Source organism: Mesorhizobium sp. Ca11 (assembly GCF_020165275.1).
Classification (GTDB): domain Bacteria; phylum Pseudomonadota; class Alphaproteobacteria; order Rhizobiales; family Rhizobiaceae; genus Mesorhizobium.
In genome coordinates, this window is record NZ_JAIUHU010000010.1 from 74,476 (window position 1) to 98,818 (window position 24,343).

Genomic DNA, 24,343 nt, shown 5'->3' on the forward strand with positions numbered 1-24,343 from the left:
TCAACGCTCCTCACGCCAAGACGCGGCGGAGTCGCCGAACACGTCGGGTGCGCCGTCGAAGGGCTGACCGAGATGCATGCCGGTGCCGTCGATTGTGAAGCGCCGAATCTGCTTGTCATGCTCGCTGCCGCGCATTTTCAGCACCATGATCCCCCGATGCATGAAATCCCCTTCCTGGATGTACCGCAATAAGATGATCGAGTCCGTGAGGGTTGAAATATGCTGTTCGCTAGCACTCTGGCCGCCGACGAGCGATTTGTTGGTGGCCGTGCAAAGGCCAGCGATCTCGTGTTTCTTGATGAAGGAAGTGAGGCTGATTAGGAATTCCCGGAAACCGGTCTCTGGTGCGATCCGTTCCAATGCCGACAGGCTGTCGATAGCGATCCGGTCAGGCTTGAACTCTTCAATTAGCTCGCGGATCATCAACAGGTGGTCCGGCAAGTTCTGCGCTTCCGGGTAAATGCAAACGACCTTCAGCCGGCCATCCGCCTCCATGGCCTCGAAGTCGACGCCCCAGCCGCGCGCATTGCGGAACATCTGGCCGCGGCTCTCTTCGTAGCCGACCAGCAAGGCACGTTCGCCAGCCGCCGCGCCGCCTGCCAGAAAGTTTGTCACCAGCAGGGTCTTTCCGGTGCCCGTCGCACCGCTGACGAGGGTGATGCTGTCGCGGAAAAATCCACCGCCACACATCCTGTCGAGTTGCGGATTGCCGCTCGTCACCCGCTTGGTGCTGGATTGCTGCTCGAGCCGCAGTGAAGACAGTGGCACTGCCACTATGCCTTGCTTCACCACAAGCGTGATCGGCACCTCGCCCTCCACGTGGCGGCTGCCCCGCATCTTGAGAACTTCGATCGTACGCCTGCGTCGCTCGCGGTCGAGCGCGTTGCGCAGGATTACGACGTTGTCGGCAACAAACTCCTCGATCCGGTGGCGGGAGATCTCGCCATACTCGCTGTTGCGTTCGGCGGTCATTAGCACCGTCAAACCATCCCTCTTTAGCGCTGTCGCAATGCGAAGGAGTTCCCGACGGACCGATGTCTGCTCCGCGACGAAGTGGTCGAAGAGCTGGGTGACGGAATCCAGCACGATGCGCTTCGCCGCGGCGTTTCGCGCAGCGTGCAGGACACGCGTCAGCAAGCCTGACAGATCGAAATTGCCGACAACCATCTGGTCGTGGTCACGCGGGCTGGCGTCGACGAAGACCAGCTTGTTCATCTCGCGCCAGCGACGGATGTCCCAGCCGAAGCTAGCCATGTTGACCTCGATCTCGACCGGCGATTCCTCGAACGTGACGAAGACGCCGGGCTCGTCGAGCACGGTGATGCCGTGGGCCAGAAACTGCGTCGCAAATACAGTCTTGCCACTGCCGGGCGTGCCTCCGACGATGGTGGTGCGCCCGCGCGGCAGGCCGCCCATCACAAGATCGTCGAAAGCCTCGATACCGGTCCTGACGCGTTCGAGCGCGGGATCGATGAGGATCTCTTCAGCTGTGGTCATAGCCACTGTCCTTCTTGCGATAACCGAAATAGTCGAGAACCTGAGCGATGTTGCTGATGTCGCCAATCAGCCGTCGTGGAGGGATGGTTGACTCATCCGAGAGCGTCGGCGTCGCTAGAATGCCGGCCCTTTCCGCCTCGTCAGGATCCGCGACGACGTCGACGACCTGGATTTCGATACCGCCGGCCAACTCCTCCACTATCCTCAGACGGCTTGCCAGCGCCCGACGGGCGCCCGGCCCATCGCCGGCGACATACAGGCGAAGCAGGCCGTTGGCCTCTGGATTGGACCGATGACTGACGCTCATGTTCACGCCTTGCCGCAGGGAGTTGCAGTTTTCGACGTGCACGAGGCGCCACGCCGCGGAATCCAGCCGCCGTTCTTCCCTCAGCAGCCGTCGGTCTGCCTGGAAGCCGATGCACCACGGCTTGCGCTCGGTGAGGCCTGGATCAGCGCCCCCGTGCAATTTGTAGATAGCCGCGCCCGCCGCGTCTGCGCACTTGTGAACATTTCTTCGCGCCGGTCGTTGTAAACGCCGCCATTTGAAACGGAGGAGTGCGATGGAGAACCCTCGAAAGCGATCAGACCCGATCGGAAACAACCTGCTTCGGGCCCTCAGAGCCGACGACTGGGAGATCCTGCAACCGAGGCTCGAACAATGGTCGGCGCCTGCCGGGACTTTGCTGCACGAGCCAGGCGATGCAGTCCGTTACGCCTATTTCCCTTGCGGATCGGCCCTGGTCTCCTACCGCGTCGTGTTGAGCGACGGGCGAGCGATCGAGACTGCGCTCATCGGACGTGAAGGAGCGGTCGGCGGCATCGTCAGCCAAGGCAGACTTCCAGCGTATGCGCGGGCCGAAGTTCAACTTGGCGATTCATTCTTCAGGATCGACCTGCAACATCTCGAAGAAGCCAAATTGCGTTCCTTGACATTGCGTCACCTGTTTGCCCGCTACGCTGATTGCCTGATGGCGCAGGTATTCCAATCCGTCGCCTGCAGCGCAGCGCATTCGATCGAACAGCGCGCGGCAAGATGGCTGTTGGCCGTGACAGAACGGACGGGAGCCGAAAACCTTGCGGTGACGCAGGAACAGCTTGCTACAATGCTGGGGGTCGGCCGCTCCTATCTGAGCCGGGTCATTCGAGACCTGAGGCAGCGCGGCGTCATCGAAACCCGGCGCTCCCGGCTTGCTGTACGCAGTCCAGAAGGGCTGCGCTCGCTTGCCTGCGAGTGCAATGCGGCCGTCAGCCATCATTTCAACGACGTTTTGAAGGGGGTCTATCCGGCGGAGGAAAACGGCATGACAGGTGCGCTGGGCATGCCGCATAGGAAAGGACAGTGACAGACCCATTGTCGCCGGCCGGTCTGGGGCCTCCCACTTTTTTGCCCCGGACCTGGCCTACACCGATGCCGCGCGGACTGGGCGACCTATATCCGTTCCCCTGTGGAGGCCGCCATGGACATGAGCAACAGAAAGACGCAGTTCAATATCTGGTACTGGATTGCGGCGTTCGTGGGCGTGATGGTCGTCCAGTACATCTATGCCACGACGCAACACGTCGCCCAGATACCGTACAGCCAGTTCGAGACCCTTCTGAATGCCGGCAAGATCGCTGAGGTGCAGGTTTCGGACCGCTTTATCCAGGGCCGCTTCAAGGAGCCGCAAAACGGCAGGCCGCTGTTTATCACTACACGCGTCGAGCCGGACCTCGCCCGTGACCTGCAGGAACACGGTGTCACTGTGACTGGCCAGGTCGAAAGCACCTTCCTGAGCGACCTGCTTTCCTGGGTTGTGCCGGTGCTCGTCTTCTTTGGCCTGTGGATGCTGCTTCTAAGACGCATGGACGGCGGCGTCGGCGGTTTGATGCAAATTGGCAGGAGCAAGGCCAGAATCTATGTCGAAGCCAATACCGGCGTGACGTTCGACGATGTGGCGGGGGTCGACGAGGCCAAGGCCGAGTTGCAAGAGATTGTGGATTTTCTGAAGAACCCGGGCGAATACGGCCGCCTCGGAGGACGCATGCCCAAAGGCGTGCTGCTGGTCGGACCGCCAGGCACCGGCAAGACTCTCCTCGCCAAGGCCGTCGCGGGCGAGGCCAAGGTGCCGTTCTTCTCGATCTCCGGTTCGGAGTTCGTCGAGATGTTCGTAGGGGTCGGGGCCGCGCGCGTGCGCGATCTTTTCGAACAGGCGCGATCCAAGGCTCCCGCCATCATATTCATCGACGAGCTCGACGCTCTTGGCCGCGCCCGCGGGACCGCGGTCGGCGGCCACGACGAAAAGGAGCAGACGCTCAACCAGCTTCTGGTCGAACTCGACGGTTTTGATCCGCAGATCGGCGTCGTGCTGCTGGCCGCGACGAACCGTCCTGAAATCCTTGACCCGGCACTTCTGCGCGCCGGCCGTTTCGACCGCCAGGTATTGGTCGACCGGCCCGACAAGAAGGGTCGCATAAAGATCCTGCAGGTTCACATGAGCAAGGCCAAGCTGGCGAGGGATGTCGATGGGGAAAAAGTGGCGGCGCTGACGCCCGGGTTCACCGGTGCTGACCTGGCCAATCTTGTGAACGAGGCGACGTTGCTCGCCACGCGCCGCAAGGCGGATGCGGTAACGATGGACGATTTCAACAATGCGGTGGAACGCATCGTCGCGGGACTGGAGAAACGCAATCGGCTCCTGAACCCGAAGGAGCGCGAGATCGTCGCCTATCATGAAATGGGTCATGCGCTGGTAGCCATGGCGCTGCCTGGCGTCGACCCGGTGCACAAGGTGTCGATCATACCACGCGGCGTCGGCGCGCTCGGCTACACTATCCAGCGTCCGACCGAGGACCGCTTCCTGATGACGCGTGAGGAGCTGGACAACAAGATGGCGGTGCTGCTCGGCGGCAGGGCGGCCGAATGGATCGTATTCGGCCATTTGTCCACCGGAGCCGCCGATGACCTTGCCAAGGTAACCGACATAGCGCGCGCCATGGTGACGCGTTACGGCATGTCGGCAAAACTCGGGCACGTGGCGCTGGAAAAGGACCCGCGCTCCTTCCTGAGCCCTAACCCGCTCGCCGGCGGACCGCGCGAGCACGATTACGGCGAAGCCGCCGCCGACGCCATCGACACGGAAGTACGCGACATTGTGGCGGCCGCGTTCGAACGAACCGTCGGCCTCCTCACCGAGCGGCGCGACGTGCTGGAAAGGGCGGCACGCAGGCTGCTCGAGACCGAGACGCTCGACGAGACCGAACTTGCGTCGCTGGTCGGAGACGTCTCGGCGGATGGTGCTGTACGGGACGGGTCTGGTCAGTCGTCGGACAAGAGGCAGCCTACGCTGCAGCCGGCCAGGACCGCGGCCGCAATCCCCACGCCCGGATCGGGGAAATTCAGGACGCAATAGTGATGCTTCGGACTGCTCCCGACGGCATAGATCGCTCGTCGAAAGCCGTGTCGCACGCTGCAACGGCGACACGCGAGATTGATATCGATCGCTAGGTTTTCGAAACCAGTATATGTCGGTCACCAGCCAAGCGTTCTCGATGCCATTTGCTGGTCGCCCTAGGTGATATTACGCGAGACGGGTGACCTTGCCTCGCGCAGCCTTGAGCGCGACCTTTTCTTCCTCACTGCGCCCGGCTCCGCTGCAGGGGTAAAACCCGCATGGCACAAGTGATCGTACAGGGAACGTATCGCCAGCCCTTTCCAGAAGCATCATGAAACCTCCTTGGTTTTGACCCGTGAACGGCAGCGCCATCCGGCCAGCGTCGGACAAGTTCGAAAGTCACCGTTCCGGCACGTGCGTTACTCCGGCAAAGGCGATAACGACATCGAGGTCCGGCAGATCAACCGCCTGCGGTGCATCACCGGATACCACTTCGACCTGGGCATAATGAGCAAGATTGCTTTGCGCGCGCCGCGCGAATTCTTCGTCGATCTCATAGGCGATCACGCGTCCTCCAGAATCCGTCAGCTCAGCGAGGATGGCGGTGAAATAGCCGGCACCGGCGCCCACCTGAAGCACGGTCTGGCCGGGAGCGGTGTTCAGATGGTCGAAAACCAAGGCCCAAAGCGACGGCAAGCCGCTGTTAGTCCGCGTCTTTCGTCAAGCGAGACCAGAACGTCATGGTAAATCTCATGAAGTGCGGCTGAAGGGCTGGTATGGCTCGCTCCGATTTGCAATCGCGAATGGATACGGCATGCCCGTTGCCAAGGTAATGTTCGCGCGGAACCTTTGCGAAGGCCTCGATGACCGCAGGATTGTGCAAGACAGGTGACGAGACACGCAGGTCTTCGGCAAACCACCGGCGCGCTTCACTAGCATCGATTCTTGTCGGCATGGATATCGGGTCCCGTGTTGCGCGTACTGATGGCCCAACTGGTAAGCGCCAGCTTTGCCGGCCCAGCGAGGGAGTCGCACGACTTTCACGGGGTTGTCATGGAAGCTGTGCGTCAGCTGAACGGCGAGGGCCTGAGCAAGCTTTAGGCAGACGCGCAACGCGAAACGCTGATCCAGAGTTATTGTTGGACATTGGTGGACGAGTACCAAGACATCGGTATCTGCCGTTGCGGGTCGCTCAATGGTCGATAAGGAGCCCCACGTCTGTTCGAGGACCTTGCGCCCGCCTGTCTCAATGGCGGCCAAACGGGCCCTGTCATTTGGCGATGCTGATGTACTTCATTCATTCTCGAACGCCTGCTTTCCCTTTGCTGCCCAGAGCGACCGCGCCTGTGCCCCTTGATCGCTTTTGAGCTTGTCGGCCATCCAGAGCAGCGCGCCATAGATGGTGGCACGATCATCGCCGGTCAGGTCGACGATCCCGGCCTTGATGACGAGACCGCCGAGTTCGATCAGATGGCGCGTGCGCTTGCGGCGCTCGACCTGCCATATGCGCATGTCATGCCGCGCCCGCGTCGCCTGATGGCGACTGCGCGCCGCCCGGTTGCGTTTGAGCGCTGCCGTTGTCGCGGTTAAGCGCTGACCCAGATCGCCGCGCCCGCCCTTGAAAGAAAGCGGCCCCGCGCTTCGCCCATGCCTCCCTTTTTCCGGCATCCTTCGCCTCGGCGATGGCGACCAATGCGCCCGCCAGTTCATCGGCGGTGAGCGCATCGGCTCCGGTCGAGATGACCAGTTCGCCGAGTTGCTGCACTTTTCGCGTTTTGAGTTCCCGCGCCTTTTCTTCCAGTGCCTTCAGTTCCGCGTCGAAATCCCGTGGTTTACGCATGGCCGTCTCCATCTGACGTCAATGCGGCGATGATAGACGAGCACTTGCCTGAAGGCTTCAGGGTTGCCGAGACAGCCCGGGACGGGCTGGTCGCTCCCGAGATTTTTTCGAGGGAGGGCGCGCTTATACGTCGTGCCGACGTTCGCTTTGCCGTGCAAATGATCTGGTCGCGATGGCGATCTATCATCTTCACGTCAAGGTCATTGGCCGCAAAGCTGGCTCAAGTGCCGTGGCGTCGGCCGCCTACCGCTCGGCCTCGCGGCTGCGCGACGAGCGCATCGAACGCAGCCATGACTTTTCGGCTAAGCGCGGTGTCGTCCATTCCGAGGTGATCTTGCCAGAGAATGCACTGGGCGCCTGGAGCGACCGCGAACGGCTGTGGAACGACGTCGAGGCTTTCGAGGTGAGGAAGGATGCGCAGCTTGCCCGCGAGGTGGAGTTTGCCCTTCCACGCGAACTAAGCCACGCGCAAGGCATCGGACTGGCGCGCGACTTCGTGCAGGCCGAGTTTGTCAGCCGGGGCATGGTCGCCGATCTCAATGTGCATTGGGACAGGGCAGAGGATGGCAGTCCAAAACCTCATGCTCATGTCATGCTGACCATGCGGTCGGTGGACGAGAACGGCTTTGGTCCGAAAGTCCGCGACTGGAACAGCACTGAGCTGGTCGAGCGCTGGCGCGAGCGATGGGCCGAGCTTGCCAATGAGCGGCTTGCCGAACTCGACATAGACGCCCGCATCGACCATCGCAGTCTGGAAGCCCAGGGCATTGCCCTTGAGCCGCAAACCCAGATTGGTGCACCGGCGCAACGCATCGAGGGCGGTGGCCTTGACGCTGCCGGCATTGAAGCGGATCGCGCCGAACTGCACCGCCAGATCGCGCGCAACAATGGCGATCGCATTATTGCCGATCCATCCGTGGCGCTGGATGCCCTCACGCATCAGCAATCGACCTTCACCCGAAAAGACATTGCGAAGTTCTCGCACCGACACAGCGACGGGATGGAGCAGTTCAACACGGTGGCGGCAGCCATCGGCAACGCACCCGATCTGGTCGAACTCGGCAAGGACGGACGCGGTGCCGATCGCTTCACCACCCGGCAAATGATCGAAACGGAACAGCGCCTGCATCGCGCGGCAGAACGCATGGCCGGCGAGCGGCAGCATGCTGTGAGTGACCGGGATCGTGCGACGGCGTTGGCGGATGCCAAGCATCGTAGCCTTGTTCTCTCTGACGAGCAGACCGATGCACTGGATCACATCACAGATGACCGCGGTCTTGGAATCGTTGTCGGTTTTGCCGGAACGGGCAAGAGCGCGATGCTGGGTGTTGCGCGCCAGGCATGGGCGGCAGCGGGCTTTGAGGTCCGAGGCGCGGCACTTTCCGGCATTGCGGCCGAGAATCTCACAAGCGGTTCGGGCATCTCGTCGAGAACAATCGCCAGCATGGAACACAGCTGGGGACAGGGCCGCGATCTGCTCAAAGCGCGTGATATCCTGGTGATTGACGAAGCCGGCATGGTCGGCACGCGCCAGTTGGAGCGCGTGCTCTCCCACGCCTCGGACGTTGGCGCAAAAGTCGTGCTGGTCGGCGATCCGCGGCAGTTGCAGGCGATCGAGGCGGGCGCCGCATTCCGTTCGATTCATGAGCGCCATGGCGGCGTCGAAATCGGTCAAGTGCGCCGGCAGCGCGAGGAGTGGCAGCGTGACGCCACGCGCGATCTGGCGACCGGCAGGATCGGCGCTGCGATCGGCGCTTATGACGACAGAGGAATGGTGCACCGGGCTGCCTCGCGCGATGAGGCCCGCAGTGATCTGGTCGAACGCTGGGATCGCGACAGGCAGGCAGACCCAGAGGCAAGCCGCATCATCCTCACTCACACAAACGACGAAGTGCGCGCGCTCAACAAGGCAGCGCGCGAGCGCATGCGCGTTGCTGGAGATCTCGGCGACGATGTTCACGTGGGTGTGGAACGCGGCGCGAGAAACTTTGCCAGTGGCGACCGGGTGATGTTCTTGCGGAACGAGCGGTCGCTCGGCGTCAAGAACGGCACGCTCGGTGTGATCGAAGAGGTCAGCACGCAGAGCATGACGGCTCGCACCGACGACGGCAGGTCGGTGCGCTTCGACCTGAAAGACTATGCCCACATCGACCACGGCTATGCCGCGACCATCCACAAGGCTCAGGGCATGACCGTCGACCGGACCCATGTGCTGGCAACGCCGGGCATGGATGCCCATGGCAGCTACGTTGCCCTGTCGCGGCATCGCGACGGGATGGAACTGCACTACGGCAGCGACGACTTCGCGACACGAGACCGGCTCGTCCGCACGCTCTCACGCGATCGCGCCAAGGACATGGCGTCGGACTACGACCAGGTCGACCCGGCGCAGACCTATGCCGAGCGACGCGGGATCACCTTTCGACAGCGTGTGGTCGAAATCGTGCGCCGGATCGTTCCGGAGAAGCTGCGTGACAGGATTGGCGGGCTGCTGGACGGGTTGCGCTCTCCCGAAGACGGCGAGCCGATGCAGGAACGTGGACCTGGGCCGGCGAGGGAAAGTGTTGGCGCGTGGATCGGAGATGCAGGCCGGACGCCCGGCGGAGGAAATCTCGCCACAGGCGTGCCGCCCGACGTGAATGTGCCGGTGGACGCGGAAGCGGCATTGCGCAGCGCTCGCACGAAGGCGCTTGTTCGGCACGCGCGTGCGCTCGACGCGATCCTCAGTACCGGAAATGCAGACGGGCAGGGCAGTCCCGAGCAGATGCGCGAATTGAGAGATGCGCGTAGCGCTTTCGAGAAGGTGCGGCCGCATGGTTGGCGCGATGCCGAAGCGGCATATGTGAAAAATCCCGAACTTGTCCGCGAGGCGGGTGCCGGCCGCGTCAACCGCATCGTGCTTGCTCTCCAGCTTGAGACGGAAATCCGCACCGGGATGGACATCGATCCCGGCCGCCGCGCCGACCTGTTCGTGGAACGTTGGCAAAGACTCGATCGGACGGCACAGCAGCAATATCAGGCCGGCGACATGTCCGGCTACAAGTCAACGCGTGCGGCCATGTCCGATATGGCCAAGGGCCTTGAACGCGATCCCCAACTCGAATCGCTACTCGCCAATCACAAGAAGGTGCTCGGCATCCAAGTCGAATCCGGCCGGCGTCTGGGTGTGGAACTCGCGTTCAACCACGGCATTGGCAGCGGGCGTGGCATAGGAATCTAAACATCCGATTTGCCGCCGTTCCGACGCCCCAAATCGATCAGATGACAAATCTGATTGCCTGCGAGCCTTGGGTTGTCCTGTTTGGTTCCAACAGGTGCCAAATGCTCTCAGCGAAGGCAACGCAGTCATGCCTGAACCGGATCGTATCATTCGCCTTAGAACCGTTCTGGCGCGGACCGGCCTGTCCCGCTCAACGATGTACCGCAAAATCGCCGAAGGCACATTCCCGGCTCAGATCAAGATCAGCGTCAACGGTGCGGGTTGGCGGGAATCAGACGTAAATCAATGGATCGAAAATCCCGTCGCATGGCGAACAGAAGATCAGTGATTGCGTGACAAGCGCACGCCCGGGCCGCCACCATTCTCTGGAATGAATTCTATTCCGGCAGCTTCGAGTGACAGCTTCAGCGCTTGGAGGATTGATTCAGATGCGGGTTTCGAACCACGTTCGAATTGCACGATCGTCCTCAAACTCACCTTGGATAAATCCGCCAGTTCCTGCTGAGAAATGTCGAGGAGCCCACGGGCCGCGCGAACTTGGGCCGCACTTACCTTCATTGTTCAAATGCCCTGTTGCACAAAAAGCGCAAATATGCTTGTTTTAGGAAACGACAGTTGGAAGTGGTGCGTCCGCCTCCAACGGTCTGACCACGCCTAGGCTTTGCGGAGCTCGGATCATGGCTGATTCCGACCATAGCACGACTATGCCTCCCGTCACGAATGGCAAGACTGCCAACGCGTTGGACCGGTTGCCGGATGCAGACCCTGCAATTCAACTGCTGCGAGATTGGGCGCGGGCGCAGCATGTCTCGCATGTCCTTTGCCGACTTCAACAGCGCCTAGAGAGGCGCGTTCTCGGCGCTGCAGACCCAAAAGCGATCGATGAGAAAGTCGGCTATTCGATCGCTTGCCAAGCGGAGGTCGAGGCCACAACGGCGGTTTTAAAGCTTCAGGACAAACTTCCCCACATACAGGCGCGGTCGCTTCTTGGCATCGTCGCCAAGCTCGAAATCATCGCTGGCGCAGATCGCGATATCGACGATCCAACAGACTTTCCCTGGCCGCATATTGCTTCGATCCTCGACGACTTGAAGAAAATCGCCGGCAGCCTACCGCTTGGGCGGCCTGAGCGATCCGTCGTTCAGGCGGACTGCAGGCAATATCAAGCGATCGCGGCCAACCTCGTCGGTCTGGAAAACCGGGCCGCCAACCTTCAATTGGGGTTCTCCGTGCACCCCTCCCGCGTCATTCAATCCCCAAATGAATGCCAAGTCATGTCAACTTCGGCCCATTCTTCTGATGCCTAGGGAGAATGGCACGTGGCTGCCATTTGGTCTTGAATAGTTCGTCTACCTTGCGGGAGTTTTCGGCTAGATCAGCATCCTCATGCCACTTCTCCACCAGCGGGAGGGCCGCATCGACAGGCGCTGATGTGCTGATGTCGTCCACGATGACGTACCATCGATCTCGCTTCGAATCGTACTTGTGTTTTTGGCCGATTGCCTCAGCGGCCAGCCATATTTTGTCGTTCAGAGTCCGGCAAACCAAGTAGGTAAGACCGCCTGTTTCTGTTAGAATCGAGAACGATTTCATCTCCTTGCCCGCCGCAACTTCTTCTCGGATTGCCAGCACGGTTTTAGATAAGTCCGTCAGCGAGCCATAGGAAAAATCGTAGAGGTCGATGACTACCGATGCCAGTTCGGGGGGTGCCGTCTTCAGGCTCTTGAACAATTCGGAGATAACCGGAATGTCCAACCGCTCAAGGATGCTAACTGGGCGAACCGTCTTCACCCCGACGTCCCGCGGCATCATAAAATCCTCGACGATTTCGGCAAAATCCTTCTCAAGATGCATGAAGTCATATTCAGGATCCATCGCCAGTTTGTATTTCAAATGATAGCCGAGAAAATTGTATTCACTATCCGAATGCATCTTATCAAAAACGTCCGAGCGGCACTTAAGGTAGTAAAGAAACTCGATGGGCTTTGGCAGCATGCGCGCCACACAATCGAGAACGCCTAGGTCCCAAATGACGGGCGCGATCCTGTCGCTTCTCTTCAGCATGATGTTTGAGAGAAACGTCGCAGCAGGAAAAGCGTCGCTCAATATGACGGCAGGGAACACCCGCACCGTTGGTGGGAACGTCAGTGCTTTGCCGTCTTTCGTTTTGCATTCCGCTCCGGCCTGGACTAGCTCGGCAAACTCGTAGGCTTGGCGGTATGGGGCTTGAATGGCGCCTTCGAAATCCTTGTTTAATGCCTCTTCATCACCCGCTCTTGCCGTTAACGTCACACGCTTGGATTTCGCCTGCACGACGATCACGAACTCGCCGTAAACTATGAGCGCGTCGGCTTCGCCGGCTGTCTTCTTTTTGCTTGGCTGGATCGTGACGTTCTCATACACATTCGCCGCGCCGAATACCGATCGAAAGAGGTCAGCAGCTGCTTTCTCCAGAAAGGCACCTCGATGCTTGGCTGCTATGTCGACATATGTCTTGTCGGCTATCATCCAATAGGTCGGGCTCTCGTAGACGCTCTCAGCCAGCCTGTATGCGTTTGGTGCATAGAGATGCTCCCCAATATCGATCAGCGGCGCAAGATTGGCTTGATTCACAACAAACGCAGACGTGAAGTTGGCATTTGCGTTTGTGACAGGGGTTGCGAACTTGGCCATGAAGGCCTTCGCCTTGCTGGCACCGAATTTCTTGATCAGCTCGGCTTTGGCGATTAAGAGGCTGTCCGTTAAATCTGCCTTGGTCGGAACCGTTCCATCCTCCTTCCTCGCGTTGATCGCTGACATCTGCCGCGATGTATGCTCCATGATGAACCGTGCAATTTCGACCATTGGACGCGCTGAAAGCCCAGCATTGCGGATCAGCCATTCAAAATCATCGCGATATCGGTCTCGGGCAAAACGCTCTAGCTGATGGAGAAAGAAGCTGTCAGCACCGTAATAAATGGCTTCCCGAGCCGCGGCGCCCAGAGCCCTTTCGATCTTTCCAGGATCACTGAAATTCGGCATCGAATCCAATGTGAGCCGGTCGTGGAATTCCCTGAGAAGTCTGTCAGCTTTGTCTGCAAAATCGATGTCAGTATTGACGATGGAGTAAGTGCAATCCGACGCGGACTGAACCATCAGCCCGAGCAAGAGCATGAACTCATTGCTGTTAGCTTGGTGGTAGACCAGCGCTTTTCTGGATCGTCGGCAACTTTAGCTTCTCGCAAATCAATAGCAACGATCCAGTCGCGATACATGATGGCGGAAATATCATGCAATGTCCCGGGGCTCTGCGCGAGAACACGCAAGTCGTCGAATATATTTTCGAGAGAACGCGCCTTTGGTCGCCCTGGGTTTCCCAATTCCATGTTTGTCATGTCGCGCCAATTCTTATGTGGGCTAGAGCTATTGGGCCAAAGAATCGACTCACTCACCACTTAACAACGAGGTCGTCGTCGTAGAGCACACTTGGCAACATACCCATCATCACATGGTCGGGCAGGATGCGAGTAGCCCGCTTCTTATGGACTTCGAACCCGGGGTATGCGTCCCCAATGACTTGCTTGAAGAACGTCTGCGTGCGAGGCTTCAGGCATTCCGTAATTTCCCACAGAAATGCGTGGACGGCTTCGTAATCGGACACGATCTCTTCGGGTCGATGAATCGCTTCGAGATGCTCGAAGAACCTTTCGACATGGTTTCCTGGCATATTGAAGAGCGGGCGTCTGCCGTCGAAATAGACCACCTCGATCTGCTCGCGGATAGGATCGACATTACCGTGCAATGCGAAATTTCTCTTATCGATGACTCGCATGAAATGCGCATAGGCATTGGTGCTCTTGTCGATATCGCGTGCAAAGCCATCGCAATGCTGGCTGAGCAGCGCGAGGCGGTCGGGAATCTTAGCCCGGATGAAGGCCTGATAGGCTTCAGGGGCATTCCGGATTTCATCGCGGGTGAACATGAGGATCACCATATTGATGAAGGCCTCGGCCATAACCGGCATCAGAAGGTGAAGCTTTAGACAGTTCCCGAAGAGGTCGTTCGCACGTGTGGATACTCCTTGCATGGCTTTTTCCAAAGTTTTCAGCCGCGATTTGGCACCTGGCGATCTTTCTGGAAAAGCCGTCTTTGCCGGGGCGTCGATAATAGCTGCGTGCAAGTCGGCGCACAGGCCCGCGATACTGACAAACTTGTTCTGAAAGACGACGAATTTTTCCAGGCTCTGTAGTACGGCAGATTTCTGCGGACCGATCCTCGCATAGTCCGTTCTAATACCGACAATCAGGTCCCGCCACTGCTGGTGCGTGAGCGCCTCGCCGACCATGATATGAATCTCGCGCGACATGCCCAAGATATACACGTCGGTCTCGCCGGCCTTGAGGCTGTAGTCCCAGTGTATCCAGTTATCGCTGTCATCCTTGCGCAGAAAGTTTTGAAAACCGTTCGGTTCGCCAAAGCGAGCTTTCAGATAACAGTAGATATCCACCGGCCTAAGCCGTGACCTGACCGCGAGAATGGCGCCGCCTTTCTTCTTCTTAGGCTTCCTGTCGCGCGTAACCCATTCCACCACTTCCTGCCGGGTAGCTGCCCGCCATTCACTGATGTTGAGGCAAGCAGGCTCTTTGACAGCCTGCCTCTTCTTTCGATGGGATTTACGCACGATCGTCACAAATATTCAGCGTGTAACGTGTGTGTCGGAGTTCACCAGTTCTTGTCAGCGCACTCTTGGCAACCAGATCCTGCAGGTCCCTCGTCGCCGTAGCGCGCGACGCCTGGGTGATGGCGATGTAATTCTCGGCGCTAAGACCGCCCTTGAAGCCGTCGATACCTTCGCGGAACATTCGAGCGATGACTTTTTCCTGGCGCTCGTTGAACTGATCCCGATGGCGCTCGTAGAATTTGGCCTTGGCGACGGAGAATTCGACACGAGCAAGCGTTACGCGCTGCGCTTCGAGGATCGTGTCGGCGAAATATAGCAGCCAGTCGGTAATCGCGTTGCTTTTGTTGCTGGCTTCCAGCCGGTCGTAATAAGCCTTGCGATGACGTTCGATCGTATAGGCCAACGCGATGAGACTCGGCTCGCCCAGATTTTGCGCCATCGCCTTTTCGCAAAGCGCGCGTCCTATGCGGCCGTTGCCGTCTTCGAACGGATGGATGCTCTCGAAATAAAGATGCGCGATACCGGCGCGCGTCAGCGCGGGAAGCGGAGTCTTACCCTTGGGCGCGGTATCGTTGAACCAGATGGTAAAGGCGTCCATCTCGGCTTTCACGCGCGATGAGGGCGGCGCCTCGAAATGCACTTTGGGTTTGTCCAGCCGGTTAGAGACGATCTGCATGGCATCGGCGTGCTGGCGATAGTTGCCGATCGTCTCGATGCGTCGCTCTCCGGACATCACCATCTTGTGCCAGGCATAGAGCGTGCGATGCGAGAGCGGCTTGGCAAAATGCAGATACACGTCGGCCATCATTTCGGCGATGCCCCGCTCGGCGGGCGGTATGCGCCTATTCTCGCCTCCGAGCCCAAGCTGCTGCCGCAAGGATGATTGCAGGCTTTCCCGGTTGAGATACTCACCCTCGATCTCGGATGTCTTCAAGGCCTCTTCGCTGATTAGATCGATGCGGATCTGGTCGCGGTCATCGGGGCCGACATGGCGAAACACGCCCAGGAACTCGCCCGATCGCAATAGGAACTCGCTTTCCAGCGGGTCCAATGCCATCTTGTCGTAGGTAAAATGCGGCCAGTCGGCCTGCTCCCAATTCCATGCCATGAGCTATAGAGCGCCTTTCTATAACTCATGATATCGAAAAAGGTGAGCTATAGCAATCTGATCTATGCCTCAGCCAGCACCCGTTAGACAGTCTCCGGCCGCCTCTGCAGAAATTCGACATATTGACCGTGAAGAAACCACAGTCCCATGAGTAGAGTTGGGCCTTAGCCGGAGCCACAAGCTGCGCCCGGCCGCGAACCAGTGGTAAGTTGGCGCGGAATGGGCGTCTGACTCCACAGTGATCGGTCAAAGCCTAGCCCGAATACATGTCCGACTGCTTCCGTGGTGCTTCCGCGACGCACTTCCCGACCTCGTCTCGCGGGAAAAATACCTTGCTAACCACCTGTTTTGACAGTATAAAAATGGCGCACCCGGCAGGATTCGAACCTGCGACCTCTGCCTTCGGAGGGCAGCGCTCTATCCAGCTGAGCTACGGGTGCTTCCCGGAAACCGGAAAACGAACCGGCCGGTGAGCCGGCCAGCCACGGCTTCTTAGCGGAAGCCGCCGCGGGCTTCAACGGGCAATTGGCGATTGGGTGGGAGGCTGCGGGTTGATTGTCTGACGGAGGATTGTCGGATAGGGCGCTCCCCTCTCCGTCTCGGCTTCGCCGAGCCACCTCTCCCCGCCTCTGGCGGGGCGAGGAATTGGCCTAACCTTCCGCCCCCGCCTTCGCCGTCTTGCGCCGCACCGCCCGTGTCGCGCGTTTCACCTTCTTCGCCGCGGTCAGCTCGTGCATCGCATCCAGCTGCATCTGCTGCATTTCGGCCAGCCGCTGCCATTGGCGCGAGATCAAATAGTCGAGCTTTTCGTGCAGGTGGCGCACTTCGAGCTCGGCTTTCAGGTTCACGCGGTAGTCGTTGAAGGAGCGCAGCCGGTCTTTGGCTTCCTGCCGCTTCTGGCTCATCATGATCACCGGCGCCTGGATGGCGGCGATGCAGGAGAGCAGAAGGTTGAGCAGGATGAACGGGTAGGGATCGAAGGCGTGCGCCAGGCCGGCGATCAGGTTGATGCCGATCCAGACCAGAAGCACGGTACCGAACGAGATCAGGAACCACCAGCTGCCGCCGAACTCGGCCATCGTGTCGGAGACGCGGTCGGCGAAGGAGCGGTGCTCCTCGAACTCCTCTTCCGAGTTTTCCGAGATCGTGTCTTGTCTCGCGATCGATTCAACCACCTGGCGGTCGAGCTCGGAGAATTCGCCGTGCTCCTGCTGCAGCAACTCCTCCATGTAGCGCATGCGGTAGCGGCCGAGCTCCTCGCGGCTGATGCGGGCGCCGCGCGGCAGGTCGGGATGGTCGGAGCGGATGCGGTCGGCAAGGCTGGGCCTGAGGTCGTCGATCCGCACCAGGTCGCGCTTGCGGAATTTCCGGCCGCTGATCGCCGAGGGTTTTTTCTTCGGCTTGATCCGGCCGGGCACATGCGGTTCGGAATCCGGCACTTCCGGCGCTTCGAGGATCTCGTCGGCTCCGTGCTGGGCATCCTCCAACACGGTTTCCGCCTCGAGATATTCGCCGGCGACGTCGTTCTCGTTGTCCGCCTGCTTCTGCGCGGCTGCCTTCGGGTCGCTGGCCATGGTCGGTGCTCCTGTTCGAGGCTTTGCGATACGATACGCCAAGCCGGCGGCATATCCATGGTCAGTATGAAAAGCGTGTGACGGAACAAGTTCTTGTGATGGGGGGCAGGGTGCGTTCTTCGCCGACCTTCGCGCCGCGATCGCACAGGTCGGCGCAGCCCCCTCTCCGTCTCGGCGCTTCGCGCCGATCCACCTCTCCCCCGCTTTGCGGGGGCGAGGAAACGCCAATCGCCATTGCCGCGCCGTTCGCAATCCTGGGTTCCTCGCCCCCGCCGGAGGCGGGGGAGAGGTGGCTCGGCGAAGCCGAGACGGAGAGGGGGAGCGCCGTCGGCAATTTCTCACCACCCTGGAGCAATCGTCTCCGCCCCCTGGCCTTGATCCGGATCAACCTGGCCCCTGTGGCGGGCCTGATAGGCTGACTATATCGAGATCAGGCCTGACCGTTCAGGCTCCCGCCACCTGGGCCGCGCGCAGCGCCCCGCAAATGAGGGATCGCCACCATGTACAAGACAATCCTGATTGCCACCGACGGTTCGGAACTCGCCCAAAAGGGCGTCGCCCACGGGCTTGAGCTGGCCAAGGGGCTCGGCGCCACTGTCGTCTTCGTCACCGTCTCCGAGCCGTTCCCGACGCTGGCCTGGGGCGGCGCCATGGCCGGCTATGTCGCCGCCGACGAGCTCACCAATTACCGGGAAAGCGCGCGCAAATTTGCCCGCGAGCTGCTCGACAAATGCAAGGCCGAGGCGGATGCGAAGGGCATCGGTTCGAAAACCCTGCACATCGAGAACCGCACCCCCGCCGAGGCGATCCTCGAGGTGGCTACCGCGGAGGCCTGCGACCTGATCGTCATGGCCTCACATGGCCGCCGCGGGCTGGGGCGCCTTGTGCTGGGCAGCCAGACGGCGGAGGTGGTGTCGCTGACGCAGATCCCGGTGCTGGTGGTTCGGTAGGTCCTAGGACGGCGAGGCGCTGGACGTCGAGCGCGCCATACTACTGCGTCGGCAGCAGCGGCGGCGAAGTGGGCGACGCCAAATCCGGCGACGGCAGGTCGGACGCCGGCTGGCCAGCCTGCGTCGACGCAGGGGACGCGGAACCCGGTGCCGGCAGCCCTGGCAAAGCCGAGTCCGGCGGCGCCATGCCGGGCACGGGCGAGGCCGGCTGTTGCCCGGAATACATCAGCCTGGGCTGGCCGGCATCGGCTGTCGTCGGCCCCAGGCTTCGCTGGATCAGCGCCTCGACATGGTTGTTGCGCTGGCGCGCGCTGTCGGCGCCCATCACCACCACGATCAGATGCCTGCCGTCGGCATTGTAGGAGGTGACGATGTTGTAGCCGGAGGCACGGATATAGCCGGTCTTGATGCCGTCGACGCCGCGCACGCGCCCCAGCATGTCGTTATGGCCGCGCACCAGCCGGCCGCGGAACATGAAGTCGCTTTCGGAGAAATAGTGGAAGTGCTGCGGAAAGCGCTTTTCCAGCGCCATGCCCAGCACCGCCATGTCGCGGGCCGTGGTCACCTGGCCGTCGTCGGGCAGGCCGCATGCATTGCGGAAATTGGTGGCGGTCATGCCGAGTGCGCGCGCCTTGGCGGTCATCATGGCGGCGAACTGGTCCTCTGAGCCGCCGCCCAGATACTCGCCCACCGCCACCGCCACATCGTTCGCCGACTTCACCACCATGGCGCGGATGGCGGAATCGACGTCGATCGTCTCGCCGTGCCGGAAGCGCAGCTTCGTCGGCGGCTGCGAGGCGGCGTGGTCGGAAACCGGAATCTGCGTCTGCTTGGTGACGCGGCCGGACTCGAGCGCCTCGAACAGCATGTAGAGCGTCATCATTTTGGTCAGCGAGGCGGGATAGCGCTGCGACCTCGAGTTCACCTCGAACAAGGTCTTGCCGGTCGAGGCATCGACCACGATCGCCGCATATTTCTGCGGCTTCGCCGGCACGGCAAGCACGCTTTCAGGCGGCGCGGCCGTGGTGCAGCCGGCGACGAGCAGCAGCAGGGCCATCGCGGCGATGAGTTTCTGAAGGAAAGGGAAGGGACGGGGCAAGACGGTTCTAAAGCTGTTGCTGAGATGCGGCGAAGCTAACGTACCGCATGTGCCGCGTCCAATGGGTTAACGGCGGCAATAAGGCATTTGCCCAGGTTTTCGGGGTGCGCGCTGCCGGCGAAGCGGCCAATCTCCCCCCCTTGCGGCCCGCAAGGGGGGAGATCAGATGTCGCGCAGGCTTTCGCCAATCGCCAGCGTTGCAGGATGTCCCCGCTTTGCCTTCCGCCCCTCCTTTCCGTTAATATGCGCCCGGCTTGGTTTTTGGGGGGATCGGCAATGTCGGAAATCGCCACGGGTACCACCTCGCTTCTGCGGGCATCGCTTAGCCGCACCGGCAAATGGGCGGCGAGCTTCGCCTTTGTCAGCGGCGCGATTGGCGACGTGCTCAACCCGCTCGGACCCTTTGCCGCCTATATCGCGCTCGGCGCCGCCGTCGCGGCGTTGATCATCGCCATCGCCATGGTGCTGCGCCTGGTGCTGGCGGCAAAAGCCATGCCGGCGCTGATCTTCGCCACCAGCGCGGCGGCAATCGCCGGCGGCGTCTACGGCATCCAGCAGCAAACGAATTCGCAGAATGGCGTAATCGCCGGCCTCGTGCCGGCGGTGGCCGAGCTGCAGCAGTCGCTGGGCATCGTCTCGCAGAAAGTGGCGAAGATCGAAAAGACCGTCACAGAGACGCAGAAGACCGTCGAAGCGGTCAAGAAGTCCACCGACACGGTAGCGAAGACGACCGAAGAGATCGCGCTGACGCAGACCAGGCAGACCCAACAGGGCACCGAGACGCAGAAGACCGTGGATGCGGTGAAGCAGACCACCGACACTTTGGCCGCAGGCCAGCAACGGCAGCAGGCGCAGGTGGAAAAGCTGCAGGCGACCACCGAGCAGATCGCCGCTTCTATCGACACCATCGCCAAGGGCTTCGCGCAGCTTGCGGCGCAAGGCGGAACGATCGCCGATCCGAAGCGCCCGGACGAGTTCTATCACAATGCCCGCGTCTACGAGCTGGCCGGCGACATGCTCAACGCCCGCCGTTCCTATCTTGCCTTTGCCGGCTTCGATGTCGATGCGATCGACCCCTATACGCGCTTTGCCACGCTGCTCAGGGTCCAGGACGGCAAGGCGAGCGCCCGCGAAGTGTTCGGCCAGCTCGCCGAAAAGGCCAAGGCGCCCTCGCTCAAGCTCGTCCATCTGTTGCAGTTCGACGACGCGCAGCGGCTCGACAAGCTGAACGCCTTCATCGCCGCCAACCCGGATTACGCGCCGGCTTACTTTCTCCTGGCGCAGGAATTTTCGGAAGACCGCCTGGGCAGCCAGACGCTGGCCGACAAGCGCAGCGAGGCGACCGCGCTGACCAAATTCGTCTCGTACGAAAAAGACGGCGGCCTGCTCAAATATTTCGTCGATCAGACCCAACTGGCCGACTGGCTCGACCGCAGCCGCACCCGGCTGACGGCATTGGGCGACGTGCTCGACCCGTCGCGCTTCGTGCCGACGCTGACGCCGACGCGCTCCAACGCCGGCTGGTCGATGACGATCTCGCTGCCCGAGCCGGCGACGGCGATTTCCTGGCGGTTCGGCGACAATGGTCCGTTCACCGACACCGGCATGCTGGCGATGAACGACCAGCGCACCGGCAAGCCGATGCCCAATCCGAGCTTCGAATTGCCGGACAGCACCGCGGCGACCAACATCGGCATCAAATATCTCGACATCCGCGGTCGTGAGACCGGCCCGTTCGACATCCGCTTCGATCCAGATTCAGCGCTCCAGCAGGGCAACAAGCAGATCCTCGACCAATTCTGGACCTCATGGATCGCCTTCGACGCAGGCGGCAATCGCGGTTTGGTCTATTTCACCCAGATGCTCTCCTTCCGCTGCGCCATCAGGCAAGTGCATTACAGCCTGAACGGAACCGCGCTCGACAAGGAGATCAAGATGCCGCCCTGCGACGCCAAGGACCCTTATGCAATTCCGTCCGACTACCAGCCCTATTTCAAGGTCAAGGATGACGTGAAATCGATGGCGGTGCAGGTGACCTATACCGATGGCACCAAGTCGCCGGTCAGGGAGTATAAAAGGCAGTAGGGTCGTTTTCAGCGTGGCGCTGTTCCCCTCTCTTGCGATTTTTTATCGCGCGTGAAGCGGCGACCTATCCTTCGTCATTCTAGGGTCTGCGCGCGTCGCTTCGCTCCTTGCTCCGCCCTAGAATGACGAAGGATAGGTTGGCGGGGGCGAAAACGCCTGATGCAAATTGCCAGCCATCACGCTTGCGTATCCGGTGCTGGACAGGCTTTGCTGCCGCGAGAAAAGATTCGGGAAGCATTCATGGACACGCTCACCATCGGCGCAAAGGGCATCTCGGTTTCGCTCGATCTTGCCGTCGGTCACATCAGTGCCATGGAGATCGAGGCCGAAGGCCGCCTCCTGAAGCCCCTGCATCGCGCGCCCTGGGTCGGCACGCCGCGCGAGAGCCTGCCGGAAACCCTGCCCGAAGGCACGGTCCGCCTGTCCGGCGATTTCCTCTGCGCGCCTTTCTCCACCAGCGACGTCGAGACCGCGCCCCTGCATGGCTGGCCGGCCAACAGCGAGTGGGACGTCGTCGACAACGGCGCGGTTCCCGGCGGCTGGCGCGCCGTCTTCCGGCTGCGCCGCAAGGTCATGGGCGCCACTGTCGACAAGGTCTTCACGCTGCGCGATGGCCATCCTTTCCTCTACCAGGAGCACGTCTTTTCCGGCGGCGCCGGCGCGATTTCCGTCGCCCATCATCCGATGACGGCGATGACGGGCGGCGGTCGGCTCGCCTTCTCTGCGAAGCGCATGGCCGTCACGCCGCCGATGCCGCCGGAGCCCGATCCGGCGCGCGGCCGCTTCATGCTGGCCTATCCGGCTCGCGCCGCCGACCTCACAAAATTCCCGCTTACCGCCGGCGGCACAACCGACCTTACCGACTACCGCATGGAGGACAGGCGCGAGGATTTCATCACCCTGGTCGAGGCGGATCACGGCGGCCCGGGCTGGACGGCTATTGCCCGGCGCGCCGAGCAGGATCTGGTTCTGGTGCTGAAGAACCCGGCCGAGCTGCCGGTCACCATGCTGTGGTTCTCGAATGGCGGCCGCGACTACGCGCCCTGGAGCGGCCGCCATCTCGGCGTGCTCGGCATCGAGGACGGCCGCACCGCGATCGGCCATGCCGCTTCGCTCGGCGACAACTGGCTGAAGCATGAAGGCGTGGCGACGGCCTTTGCGCTGGCCGAGGGGCGGTCGGTCTCCTTCCGCCATGTCATCGGCGCGGTGCCGTTCGCGAACACCGAACCGCCGGGGAGTCTGGAAACCGCGCCCGACCGCCTGCGTGTCCTCGCTGCCGGCGGGGCAGCGCGGGAACTGCCGTTCGACGGGGGGTTCCTGCGCATCGGCCGCTCGGTTCCTGCTTGAGAGGTCGGCCAGCGCCTGAGAGTTCGCCATTCCAGGGCGGAGCTCTAAGGTTAAGTTGCTCTGTGACGCCGAGTTCCGTCACACCCTCCCTCTGGCCTGCCGGCAGGACAGAGGGGGGGTGCTGTCCCGCCGGCGTTTTGGATTTCTGCATGAACCGGCAGCATGCGACTGCCAGGCTGCAGTCTAAACGACGTCCTAAGGTTTGAATTTTCCGCCGACACCCGCCAAGATGTCGGCTGAACCGCAGCCGGAAAGCCGCCGATGTCCGAGATCGCCCATATCACAGCCGCCATCTTCAAGCGCGCCGGCGGAGCCAGGCGCTTCGTCGTCGCCATCGCCGGTCCGCCCGGCTCCGGCAAGTCGACACTGTCAGCTGCATTGCATGAACTGCTGCCGGAGGGCACATCCGAGGTCGTACCGATGGACGGCTTTCATTATGACGACATCATTCTCAACCGCCGCGGCCTGCGCCCCCGCAAGGGCGCGCCGGAAACGTTCGATTTCGCCGGTTTCGAGACGCTCTTGAAGCGCATCCGCTCCGGCGAACCCGATATCGCGATTCCCGTGTTCGACCGCAGCATGGAACTGTCACGCGCGGCGGCCGAAATCGTCGGCACCGACACCAAGTTCATCCTGGTCGAGGGCAACTATCTGCTGCTCGACGAGGAGCCGTGGTCGCGGCTGGCGCCTTTGTTCGATTTCACCATCTTCGTCGACGTGCCGCGGGCCGAGCTCGAAAGCCGCCTGATGGAGCGCTGGCGCGAACATGGCAAGTCCGACGAGGACGCCCGCGCCTGGATCGCCTCCAACGACATGCCCAACATCGAGCGGGTGCTGGCGCGGCGCCGGCCTGCCGACATGGTCGTTGGTTCCTTGGTTATTGGTTAACCTGCTCAATTTTCAATAGTTTTGGGCGGGAACCTTAAGGTTTTCGCGCCGTTATGACCCTATCCCGAATTGTCCGGCGCCGGAGCAATTCCAGGAAGGTGGTGGACGCTTTCCCTCCGAAACTGCGACCGAGAATGCAGGAGCCGTCAGATGGCAACGAACAGCAGAAAAACCGCGCCCAAAAAGGCCAGGGCCAGCCAATCCAGGACGACGCAAGCCCAAGCCGGCGCCGCGGCGGCCGAACGATCGAAGGACGCCAAGCCGACCTTCGGTAAGGCAGCGCCGAAGAAAGTGACGCCCGGCGCGGCCCACAAGGTCGCGGCCAAGGCGCAGAAGCCCCATAAACCAGCCGCAAGCAGGCCGGGTCCGATCCGCACCGTGGCCAGCGTCGCCACAGGAGCGGTCGTCGCCACCGCGCGGCTCGCGGCTTCCGTGTTCGGTCGCGGTGGTGCCAAGGCCAAGGCGAAGTAGCCCCTTTACGCGATTCCGGACGGCGAAGTCGCCGAGCCGGACCTTCGCGATTGGCCACCACGACAGCACGGTCGTCATTCTAGGGCGGAGCAAGGAGCGAAGCGACGCGCGCAGACCCTAGAATCCATGCCGTGACGCTAAGGCGTTGCTGCGGTTACAGAATTCTGCACCGTTGCACTCTACGGCAAGGGCCACGGCATGGATACTCGGGTCAAGCCCGAGTATGACGACGA

The 24,343-nt window shown here is 61.3% G+C and carries 21 protein-coding genes, 1 tRNA gene and 1 pseudogene; 10 read left to right on the plus strand and 13 right to left on the minus strand.

Features of this window, described 5'->3' with window-relative positions; translation table 11 throughout:
• Nucleotides 1–1,497, minus strand: a complete 1,497-nt coding sequence (kaiC, locus tag LB538_RS18805) for a circadian clock protein KaiC (RefSeq protein ID WP_224525808.1) — start codon at nucleotides 1,495–1,497, stop codon at nucleotides 1–3.
• Nucleotides 1,484–1,963 (minus strand): circadian clock KaiB family protein, encoded by a 480-nt coding sequence (locus tag LB538_RS18810; RefSeq protein WP_224525806.1) that lies wholly within the window; start codon nucleotides 1,961–1,963, stop codon nucleotides 1,484–1,486. The genes kaiC and LB538_RS18810 overlap by 14 nt, the downstream gene beginning before the upstream one ends.
• 94 nt (nucleotides 1,964–2,057) lie before the next feature.
• Here LB538_RS18810 and LB538_RS18815 point away from each other — a divergent pair, with 94 nt between their 5' ends.
• Nucleotides 2,058–2,840 (plus strand): Crp/Fnr family transcriptional regulator, encoded by a 783-nt coding sequence (locus LB538_RS18815; RefSeq protein ID WP_140715342.1) that lies wholly within the window; start codon nucleotides 2,058–2,060, stop codon nucleotides 2,838–2,840.
• A gap of 114 nt (nucleotides 2,841–2,954) precedes the next feature.
• On the plus strand, nucleotides 2,955–4,886 hold the full coding sequence (gene ftsH, locus LB538_RS18820) for an ATP-dependent zinc metalloprotease FtsH (RefSeq protein ID WP_224525804.1): 1,932 nt from the start codon (nucleotides 2,955–2,957) through the stop codon (nucleotides 4,884–4,886).
• A gap of 381 nt (nucleotides 4,887–5,267) precedes the next feature.
• On the opposite strand, the gene LB538_RS18825 is transcribed toward ftsH, so the two are convergent.
• The 3 genes from LB538_RS18825 to LB538_RS18835 all read right to left on the minus strand — a co-directional run bounded on the left by LB538_RS18825 (nucleotide 5,268) and on the right by LB538_RS18835 (nucleotide 6,708).
• On the minus strand, nucleotides 5,268–5,564 hold the full coding sequence (locus tag LB538_RS18825) for a protein-L-isoaspartate O-methyltransferase family protein (protein WP_224525802.1): 297 nt from the start codon (nucleotides 5,562–5,564) through the stop codon (nucleotides 5,268–5,270).
• Between the two features lie 597 nt (nucleotides 5,565–6,161).
• Entirely contained in the window at nucleotides 6,162–6,380 is a 219-nt protein-coding gene (locus LB538_RS18830) for a conjugal transfer protein TraD (RefSeq protein WP_224525800.1), read from the minus strand.
• Between the two features lies 1 nt (nucleotide 6,381).
• Nucleotides 6,382–6,708, minus strand: a complete 327-nt coding sequence (locus LB538_RS18835) for a conjugal transfer protein TraD (RefSeq protein ID WP_224526215.1) — start codon at nucleotides 6,706–6,708, stop codon at nucleotides 6,382–6,384.
• Between the two features lie 172 nt (nucleotides 6,709–6,880).
• On the opposite strand from LB538_RS18835, the gene traA reads away from it, so the two are divergent.
• A complete protein-coding gene (traA, locus tag LB538_RS18840; RefSeq protein WP_224525798.1) occupies nucleotides 6,881–9,928 on the plus strand; it encodes a Ti-type conjugative transfer relaxase TraA in 3,048 nt (1,015 codons plus the stop codon).
• Between the two features lie 127 nt (nucleotides 9,929–10,055).
• Nucleotides 10,056–10,256 carry a helix-turn-helix transcriptional regulator gene (locus tag LB538_RS18845; protein WP_224525796.1) on the plus strand — a complete coding sequence of 67 codons (201 nt, stop codon included), beginning with the start codon at nucleotides 10,056–10,058 and terminating at the stop codon, nucleotides 10,254–10,256.
• Here LB538_RS18845 and LB538_RS18850 read toward each other — a convergent pair.
• Nucleotides 10,250–10,486 carry a helix-turn-helix domain-containing protein gene (locus LB538_RS18850; RefSeq protein ID WP_224525795.1) on the minus strand — a complete coding sequence of 79 codons (237 nt, stop codon included), beginning with the start codon at nucleotides 10,484–10,486 and terminating at the stop codon, nucleotides 10,250–10,252. The genes LB538_RS18845 and LB538_RS18850 overlap by 7 nt on opposite strands.
• 119 nt (nucleotides 10,487–10,605) lie before the next feature.
• Between LB538_RS18850 and LB538_RS18855 the strand changes: the two genes are divergently transcribed.
• Nucleotides 10,606–11,235, plus strand: coding sequence for a hypothetical protein (locus tag LB538_RS18855; protein WP_224525793.1), 630 nt, complete (start codon nucleotides 10,606–10,608; stop codon nucleotides 11,233–11,235).
• On the opposite strand, the gene LB538_RS18860 is transcribed toward LB538_RS18855, so the two are convergent.
• The 6 genes from LB538_RS18860 to LB538_RS18885 all read right to left on the minus strand — a co-directional run bounded on the left by LB538_RS18860 (nucleotide 11,201) and on the right by LB538_RS18885 (nucleotide 17,270).
• On the minus strand, nucleotides 11,201–13,081 hold the full coding sequence (locus tag LB538_RS18860; RefSeq protein ID WP_224525790.1) for a nuclease-related domain-containing protein: 1,881 nt from the start codon (nucleotides 13,079–13,081) through the stop codon (nucleotides 11,201–11,203). The genes LB538_RS18855 and LB538_RS18860 overlap by 35 nt on opposite strands.
• Nucleotides 13,063–13,302, minus strand: a complete 240-nt coding sequence (locus tag LB538_RS18865) for a hypothetical protein (protein ID WP_224525787.1) — start codon at nucleotides 13,300–13,302, stop codon at nucleotides 13,063–13,065. Before LB538_RS18865 ends, LB538_RS18860 begins: the two co-directional genes overlap by 19 nt.
• A gap of 53 nt (nucleotides 13,303–13,355) precedes the next feature.
• The gene (locus LB538_RS18870) at nucleotides 13,356–14,597 is read right to left on the minus strand and encodes a hypothetical protein (RefSeq protein WP_224525784.1); all 1,242 of its coding nucleotides are present in this window, start codon (nucleotides 14,595–14,597) and stop codon (nucleotides 13,356–13,358) included.
• A complete protein-coding gene (locus LB538_RS18875; protein WP_224525781.1) occupies nucleotides 14,581–15,696 on the minus strand; it encodes a Fic family protein in 1,116 nt (371 codons plus the stop codon). Before LB538_RS18875 ends, LB538_RS18870 begins: the two co-directional genes overlap by 17 nt.
• A 363-nt stretch (nucleotides 15,697–16,059) precedes the next feature.
• Nucleotides 16,060–16,136: transfer RNA gene (locus tag LB538_RS18880), tRNA-Arg, on the minus strand.
• Between the two features lie 210 nt (nucleotides 16,137–16,346).
• A complete protein-coding gene (locus LB538_RS18885; protein WP_224546579.1) occupies nucleotides 16,347–17,270 on the minus strand; it encodes a DUF1003 domain-containing protein in 924 nt (307 codons plus the stop codon).
• A 500-nt stretch (nucleotides 17,271–17,770) separates the two neighbouring features.
• On the opposite strand from LB538_RS18885, the gene LB538_RS18890 reads away from it, so the two are divergent.
• The gene (locus LB538_RS18890; RefSeq protein WP_224525779.1) at nucleotides 17,771–18,220 is read left to right on the plus strand and encodes a universal stress protein; all 450 of its coding nucleotides are present in this window, start codon (nucleotides 17,771–17,773) and stop codon (nucleotides 18,218–18,220) included.
• 208 nt (nucleotides 18,221–18,428) lie between these two features.
• Here the strand turns inward: LB538_RS18890 and LB538_RS18895 are convergent.
• Nucleotides 18,429–19,277 (minus strand): annotated as a pseudogene (locus tag LB538_RS18895) (D-alanyl-D-alanine carboxypeptidase family protein); the annotation flags it as partial.
• A 318-nt stretch (nucleotides 19,278–19,595) separates the two neighbouring features.
• On the opposite strand from LB538_RS18895, the gene LB538_RS18900 reads away from it, so the two are divergent.
• From LB538_RS18900 to LB538_RS18915, 4 genes are all read left to right on the plus strand, one after another.
• Nucleotides 19,596–21,404, plus strand: coding sequence for a tetratricopeptide repeat protein (locus LB538_RS18900; protein ID WP_224525772.1), 1,809 nt, complete (start codon nucleotides 19,596–19,598; stop codon nucleotides 21,402–21,404).
• A gap of 240 nt (nucleotides 21,405–21,644) precedes the next feature.
• A complete protein-coding gene (locus LB538_RS18905) occupies nucleotides 21,645–22,751 on the plus strand; it encodes a hypothetical protein (RefSeq protein WP_224525769.1) in 1,107 nt (368 codons plus the stop codon).
• 261 nt (nucleotides 22,752–23,012) lie between these two features.
• Nucleotides 23,013–23,639 (plus strand): nucleoside triphosphate hydrolase, encoded by a 627-nt coding sequence (locus LB538_RS18910; RefSeq protein WP_140843669.1) that lies wholly within the window; start codon nucleotides 23,013–23,015, stop codon nucleotides 23,637–23,639.
• 150 nt (nucleotides 23,640–23,789) lie between these two features.
• Complete coding sequence (locus LB538_RS18915) at nucleotides 23,790–24,110, plus strand: hypothetical protein (RefSeq protein ID WP_224525766.1); 321 nt, start codon at nucleotides 23,790–23,792, stop codon at nucleotides 24,108–24,110.
• The last annotated feature ends 233 nt before the right edge of the window (nucleotides 24,111–24,343 follow it).